1 rRNA gene is annotated in these 360 nt (G+C 55.0%); it reads right to left on the reverse strand.

Features of this window, described 5'->3' with window-relative positions:
• Positions 1–360: ribosomal RNA gene (locus B5P40_RS33210) — 23S ribosomal RNA — on the reverse strand; the annotation flags it as partial.

Raw genomic sequence — 360 nt, forward strand, 5'->3', positions numbered from 1 at the left:
CATACAATATCCACGTCCCGGTTCGGGAATATGAACCCGATTCCATTTCGAGCGTTGCCGGACGAATCCGACCATTTCCAAACGTTAAAGAGAGCTCTTAGGATCGACTAACCCGTGTCCAAATGCTGTTCACACGGAACCTTTCTCCACTTCAGTCTTCAAAGTTCTCATTTGAATATTTGCTACTACCACCAAGATCTGCACCGACGGCCGCTCCACCCAGGCTCACGCCCAAGGTTTTGCAGCGACCGCCGCGCCCTCCTACTCATCGGGGCCTGGCACTTGCCCCGACGGCCGGGTGTAGGTCGCGCGCTTAAGCGCCATCCATTTTCGGGGCTAGTTGATTCGGCAGGTGAGTTG

The sequence above is a fragment of the Bacillus sp. SRB_8 genome (genome assembly GCF_003264205.1).
In the GTDB taxonomy this organism is placed as follows: domain Bacteria; phylum Bacillota; class Bacilli; order Bacillales; family Bacillaceae_G; genus Bacillus_A; species Bacillus_A mycoides.